Annotated in this window: 6 protein-coding genes; 1 reads left to right on the top strand and 5 read right to left on the bottom strand. The window is 49.1% G+C overall.

What is annotated here, in order from left to right; genetic code table 11:
* Positions 1-196: 196 nt before the first annotated feature.
* On the bottom strand, positions 197-1,297 hold the full coding sequence (locus tag BHV83_RS12620; RefSeq protein WP_005640042.1) for a DUF4434 domain-containing protein: 1,101 nt from the start codon (positions 1,295-1,297) through the stop codon (positions 197-199).
* Between the two features lie 186 nt (positions 1,298-1,483).
* Positions 1,484-1,921 carry a DUF695 domain-containing protein gene (locus BHV83_RS12615; protein WP_005640040.1) on the bottom strand — a complete coding sequence of 146 codons (438 nt, stop codon included), beginning with the start codon at positions 1,919-1,921 and terminating at the stop codon, positions 1,484-1,486.
* An 85-nt stretch (positions 1,922-2,006) separates the two neighbouring features.
* On the opposite strand from BHV83_RS12615, the gene BHV83_RS12610 reads away from it, so the two are divergent.
* Positions 2,007-2,504 (top strand): GNAT family N-acetyltransferase, encoded by a 498-nt coding sequence (locus BHV83_RS12610; RefSeq protein WP_119215681.1) that lies wholly within the window; start codon positions 2,007-2,009, stop codon positions 2,502-2,504.
* Positions 2,505-2,512: 8 nt separating this feature from the next.
* Here BHV83_RS12610 and BHV83_RS12605 read toward each other — a convergent pair whose 3' ends face one another.
* The 3 genes from BHV83_RS12605 to pepT all read right to left on the bottom strand — a co-directional run bounded on the left by BHV83_RS12605 (position 2,513) and on the right by pepT (position 5,957).
* Positions 2,513-3,463 (bottom strand): transporter, encoded by a 951-nt coding sequence (locus BHV83_RS12605; protein WP_005640033.1) that lies wholly within the window; start codon positions 3,461-3,463, stop codon positions 2,513-2,515.
* A gap of 161 nt (positions 3,464-3,624) precedes the next feature.
* The gene (gene gcvT / locus BHV83_RS12600) at positions 3,625-4,710 is read right to left on the bottom strand and encodes a glycine cleavage system aminomethyltransferase GcvT (protein ID WP_286757583.1); all 1,086 of its coding nucleotides are present in this window, start codon (positions 4,708-4,710) and stop codon (positions 3,625-3,627) included.
* Positions 4,711-4,727: 17 nt separating this feature from the next.
* Positions 4,728-5,957, bottom strand: a complete 1,230-nt coding sequence (pepT, locus tag BHV83_RS12595) for a peptidase T (protein ID WP_036724207.1) — start codon at positions 5,955-5,957, stop codon at positions 4,728-4,730.
* Positions 5,958-6,019: the final 62 nt, after the last annotated feature.

The raw sequence follows: 6,019 nt of genomic DNA, 5'->3' as shown, positions 1-6,019 counted from the left end.
ACTAAAAGCCTTCATGCAAGGAGAAAAGCAAAGCGTAGGGATGGAAAAGGACTTCGAGACTTTCAAAAGCTATCTGTTGGCACAATAAACATCTTGCACAAAAAAATAAACATCCCGCCATTCAAGGTGAAAACCAATTCGAAACCCTGAATGGCGAGATGTTCATGTCTTCGTACTACTTTTTGCAATCACCTATTTATCCAATTTCAAAATACTCCTTATAACGGTCATACAGATGCCCTGCCTGCAAATAGGCGGACTGAGGACTCATGAAATGGGAGAACTCGAAAGTGATCGCCTTGTCGTACTTTTGCCGGGCGGCCGCTTCGAGCTTCATGCGCAGCTTGTCGAACTTGATCGGGAGGAACTTGATCGGCATGTCCCGGTCAAACGATTCGGCATTCGTCCAGCACTCGATACCGTACTTATCCGCCATCTTCTTATTGACACTGAAAAAGGCATCCAATTCATCGTAATCGATATGACCGTCCTGGAAAGCGCAGGCATCCACGTTTCCCTTGATCCCGTCGAATATTTCAGACCATTCCTTTTCATGCTGTTCCACAGAGACCGCTTCGGCTTTTGTCAGGTCTCCTCCAGCAGCAGCGACAGCTTTCTTTCCGTCAATCCAAGGAGAGATGAGAGTCGGCAGACCGCCTGAGACCTCCTTGCACTGCTTGCCTAAACTGCTGAATGCCGCGATCGCCCCCTTGGTCGCACGGCTGATCTCCTGGCAGAGATACCATCCTTGGAAACTTTTATGATGCCCGTATTTCTTCCAGACCTCCTCGATCACATATTTGTTGGATTCGATTTCCCAGGTCAGGTCGCCCGTATCCCAGTATTTGCCGGAATCGTATAATCCGAAAAAGAACTTCATCCCGTATTTATCCGACAGACGCAGGTACATGTCAATCAGATCGACCGAAGGCATATAGCAGCCGAATGTTTTCATCAGATACTCCGAAGGATAGGTGATAAACTTGCGATAACCGCTCCGGATCACGATTACCGTATCGATCCCGATCGCTTTCATATAAGCAAAATCCCGATCCCATTCCTTTTCCCCCCAATTCTGATGCGGGATATCATGGGATATCTCATCCAAAAAAGTTCCGGATATTTTCAGCCCCTGCGCCTTCGGAATGATTAGTTTACTTTGGATATTCTCTTCCGTGCCGGCGCCCGAACAGCTTGCCGATGCCTTTTCTGCACACGAAACAAATGCTCCGGTTGCTAAAACAGCCCCGGTAGCAGAGACTTGCTTGATAAAATCCCTCCTGTTGTGATTCTTCATGGTAAATATACATTTTAGTCTAATCTCCCAAATATATGTAAATATATTTAGCATTCGTTTTTCTAAACTTTCAGGAAAGAGAAGCTATTTAGAACTCAGAAGCAAAAACTCCGGACAATATCACCAAACATGTTTCCGAGTTCTACAACCATGTTTCCTTGATTTTTTTCCTACGGGCAAAACATATCATTCAATGGCCCACTCCTTCATCTCATACATATCCAAGTATTCCTCCCATTCGGGGTCCACCTCCGTATAGATAGAGATCGGCAACATTTCAAACGGCGCCAGGGCTTCGTTCAACCGTTCACCAAAAACGCGGACGGTGCGGGTATAATAGACCCATATCCTCTCTCCGCCGCCGGTATAAACGCCGGTCAGGATCGACAGCTTATCTTTTTCCATCGCCTTACGCAAAACTTCCTGTACCTCTTCCATCTTTTCGGCAAGCGCTTCGGAAGGCATTCCTTTATCGTCACCTTCATATTTCCAGGTGATTTCCACCCGTTCCTTGAACTTGCCCGACTGAATAAATTCAGTTAATTCATCACGACCGGAAACGGTGACCAGTTGTCCGGATTCATTCTCTGAAAGAGCGGTAAACCACTCGTTGCTTAATCTCATATCAATATCAATTATTCTACAAAAATACAGATTATTTTCCTTCTAATACATTATTTTTGCGGCAAGAATACAAGATAAAAGGGATATGATCAGACAAGTGGAGCTCCAGGACGCAAAGGCGATCACAAATATTTACAACGAATATGTGTTGCACAGCGTGGCTACATTCGATACGGAGCCGGTGCAGGAAGAAGAAATGCGTGCCCGAATTGCAGAAATATCTTCCCGCTTTCCTTATTTCGTCTACGAAGAAGACAAAGAAATCACCGGCTATTGTTATGCCCATACGTGGAAAGAGCGTTCAGCTTACCGCTATACGCTGGAAACAACTGTCTACCTGTCTCCCGGACATACCGGAAAGGGCATCGGGATGCTCCTGATGCAAAGATTGATTGAAGCATGTCGCGAAAATGGCTACCGAGCCTTGATCGCCTGCATCACGGAGGGGAACGAAGCCAGTAATATCTTGCATGAAAGGCTTGGGTTCAAACAGGTTTCCCACTTCAAAAAGGTCGGCTTGAAGTTCGACCGTTGGCTGGATGTCGCAGACTACGAACTTCTGCTGCTCCCGGCCTGCGACTGAAAAAAGCTCTAAATGGGATCATTTTTCCTCTTCTTCCACAACTGATAACTGTTAAAAAGATTTTGCCACAGGACGTATGATCCGGGGCCGACCGATGAAAGCGGGTCCAGATAGGTATAAGCCATCCAGATGGCAAGTACAGTGTTTTTCTGCCCAAGGGCCTGCCCAGCACTGATGCGGTCGGAATAGCGGGTTCCGATCCGTTTACCCAAATAGAACTGGACAGCGCAGGTCACTAAGCCCGCCAAGGCTATCAGCACCTCCACTCCTACCGGAGCATTGCTTTCGACAAGAGACTTCACGGTCTGGGCCGTCACGATGGCAAGCGCGACACCCCAGAGATAGAAAGCAAGGTCGCGGAAACCCAACAGGAAATGATGCAGTCCCGGAAGGAAATAGCGGAACAACATCGCCAGGAAAAACGGGCAGAGCAACAAAGGGAACACCTTGCTCAATATCTTCAGAAAAGCGGTCACAAAGGTTATATCGGCATGAGGTTCTACCAACGGGAACATCAACGGGACAACTATCGCCGCCAGAACGTTCGACAGCAACGTGTAAGTCGTCAGGCTGGATGCACTCCCCCCTAACTTGCCGGTGATGACAGCCGCTGCCGTAGCCGTCGGGCAGATCAGGCAGACCATCGCACCCTCGAAAACCTCCTTGTAAGCACCATCCATGTGTACGAATATCAACAAGGCAGCTACAAGCGAAGCCGAAACAAGCTGGAACAACAACAGCCATCCATGCCAGAGAGAAGGCATTAACTCGTGCGGTTGCACTTTGCAGAAAGTCAGCAATAGTTGAGCAAAGATCAATGCGGGAGTCAGATAGGCCACAAAAGAACTCATGAACGGTTTCGTCGGCTCCAGAAAAGCGAAGTTGGCAAAGATAAAATACCCTAACGCACCGGCAAGCATCGCAACGGGCAATGTCCAGTTTTTCAGAAAATTCAACATAGCACCTTCTTTTATTTTCGGGCGCAAAGGTACGACAAATAATCAGATATATCAAAGCCTGTTCCGCCGTGTGACGAAACAGGCTTCGTTGCCTGACGGAGCCGCTTAAAGAGGCTTGCGATTGAAGCTTCGCGACCCGTCGATTGTATCAATCGTCAAGCTTACTTGCGGAACGGCGCTTTTACGACCTGGGCTTTCAAGTTACGCCCCCGGACCTTGATACAGATTTCCGTCCCGGCTTTTGCAAATTCAGGTTTCACATACCCCATACCGATACCTTTCTTCAAGACAGGCGACATGGTTCCGGATGTCACCACACCGATGATGTTGCCTTCGGCATCGGCAATCTCATAGCCGTGGCGAGGAATACCTTTGTCAACCAGCTCGAAGGCACACAGCTTGCGGCTAACGCCTTCTTTCTTCTGGCGTTCCAGTTCGGTGCGATTGGTGAAGTTCTTGCCTTCGGCGAACTTGGTGATCCAACCCAGACCGGCTTCGATCGGCGAAGTCGTGTCGTCGAGATCGTTGCCATACAGACAGAAGCCCATTTCCAGACGTAGCGTGTCGCGTGCACCCAGGCCGATCGGTTTGATACCTTCAGGCTTACCGGCTTCGAAGATGGCATTCCAGATCGTCATGGCATCATCCGGGTAAAAATAAAGTTCGAAACCACCGGCTCCGGTATATCCCGTATTGGAGATGATGACGTTCTTGCAACCTGCAAATTCACCCGTCACAAACGAATAGTAAGGAATGGAAGACAAGTCGACCGGAGTCAGGCGCTGCAAAACTTCGACGGCTTTCGGGCCCTGGACAGCCAACTGTGCAGTACGGTCGGAAGAGTTTTCCAGTTCCGCCCCTACTGTATTATGGCTCACGCACCAATCCCAATCTTTGGCGATGTTACCCGCATTGACAACCAAAAGGTATTTTTCCGGTTCATAATGATAGACCAGCAGGTCGTCCACGATACCGCCCTTGTCATTCGGAAAGCAAGTATATTGAGCTTTGCCGATCGGCAACACGGAAGCGTCGTTCGAGGTAACGCTTTGGATAAACGCCAGCGCGTTCGGGCCTTTTACCCAAAACTCGCCCATGTGGGAGACATCGAACACACCCACACCATTCACAACGGTCATGTGTTCGTCGATAATACCGGTGTATTCGATCGGCATGTTGAAACCTGCAAATTCATGCATTTTGGCACCGAGTGCGATGTGCACGTCGGTAAACGGAGTTGTTTTCATGATTTATGATTTGTGATTTATGATGTATAATTACCTTTGACCAATAGTTCTGCTATTTTAACGATCGTCTCCATGCTCTTTTCAAGCGACTTGACCGGGAGGAATTCATACCGTCCGTGGAAGTTCAACCCGCCTGCGAAGATATTCGGACAAGGCAGTCCCATGAAAGAAAGGCGAGCACCGTCCGTACCTCCGCGGATCGGCTTCACCAAAGGTGTGACACCGGCTTCCTTCATGGCGTCGAACGCCAAGTCCACGATGAACTTCTTCGGTTCGACCACTTCACGCATATTGTAATACTGGTCGCGCAGTTCGAGCGTCGTACTGCCCGGATGCATCTCGTTCATTCGCTTCACCAACTCGTGCAGCAACTCTTTCTTCCGTTCGAAAGCGGTGCGCACATGGTCGCGTATGATATAGGAAAGAGAAGCCTCCTCGACCGTTCCGCTTATGCCGGTCAGATGGAAAAAGCCTTCATAACCGGTCGTATGTTCGGGACGTTGCGCGACAGGCAGCCAAGAGGCGAACTCTACCGCCAGCAACGATGCGTTCAGCATCTTGTCCTTGGCATATCCAGGATGTACGTTCAGCCCTTTGAAAACGACTTTGGCTCCGGCAGCATTGAAGTTCTCGTATTCCAACTCGCCGATCTGTCCGCCGTCGATCGTATAGGCCCATTCGCAACCGAACTTTTCGACATCGAAGTAGTCGGCTCCGGCTCCGATCTCTTCGTCGGGCGTAAACCCTACGCGAATCTTGCCATGTTCGATCTCCGGATGATCCTTCAGGTATTTCATGGCGGCGATGATAGCAGCCACTCCTCCCTTATCATCCGCTCCTAACAGGGTTTTGCCGTTGGTCACGATGATATCCTGTCCTTTATAATCGTCCAGTTCGGGAAACATAAGCGGCGAAAGCACCACGTTTTCTTCGGCGCACAACACGATATCCCCCCCTTCGTAACTTACGATACGCGGCTCGACATCCTTGCCCGACATATCGGGGCTGGTATCCAGATGGGCGATAAAGCCGATTGTCGGAACTTCCTTCGCCGTATTGGCAGGCAGGGTAGCCATCAGGTAGCTCTTGTCATCGAGGGTGATGTCTTCCAATCCTATCTCTTCCAACTCTTTCACCAACGCTTCGGCAAACACGCGCTGTCCCGGCGTACTGGGAGTCACACCCGTGGTTTCGCTCGACTCGGTGTCGAACGTCACGTACTTCAAAAATCTATCTGTTACAGTCATAAGCTTATCATTAATATTACAAGCCATAAAAGTAATTAAAGTGTCACTAACAACAAAAAAAT

The organism is Parabacteroides sp. merdae-related_45_40 (assembly GCF_001915675.1).
Note: the sequence above shows the minus strand (reverse complement) of the source record. Positions and strands in the feature narration are given on the sequence as shown.

Coding starts and splice junctions, on each gene's coding strand:
- BHV83_RS12620 (WP_005640042.1), bottom strand. CDS start 1,297: ATGAAGAATCACAACAGGAGGGATTTTATCAAGCAAGTCTCTGCTACC.
- BHV83_RS12615 (WP_005640040.1), bottom strand. CDS start 1,921: ATGAGATTAAGCAACGAGTGGTTTACCGCTCTTTCAGAGAATGAATCC.
- BHV83_RS12610 (WP_119215681.1), top strand. CDS start 2,007: ATGATCAGACAAGTGGAGCTCCAGGACGCAAAGGCGATCACAAATATT.
- BHV83_RS12605 (WP_005640033.1), bottom strand. CDS start 3,463: ATGTTGAATTTTCTGAAAAACTGGACATTGCCCGTTGCGATGCTTGCC.
- gcvT (WP_286757583.1), bottom strand. CDS start 4,710: ATGAAAACAACTCCGTTTACCGACGTGCACATCGCACTCGGTGCCAAA.
- pepT (WP_036724207.1), bottom strand. CDS start 5,957: ATGACTGTAACAGATAGATTTTTGAAGTACGTGACGTTCGACACCGAG.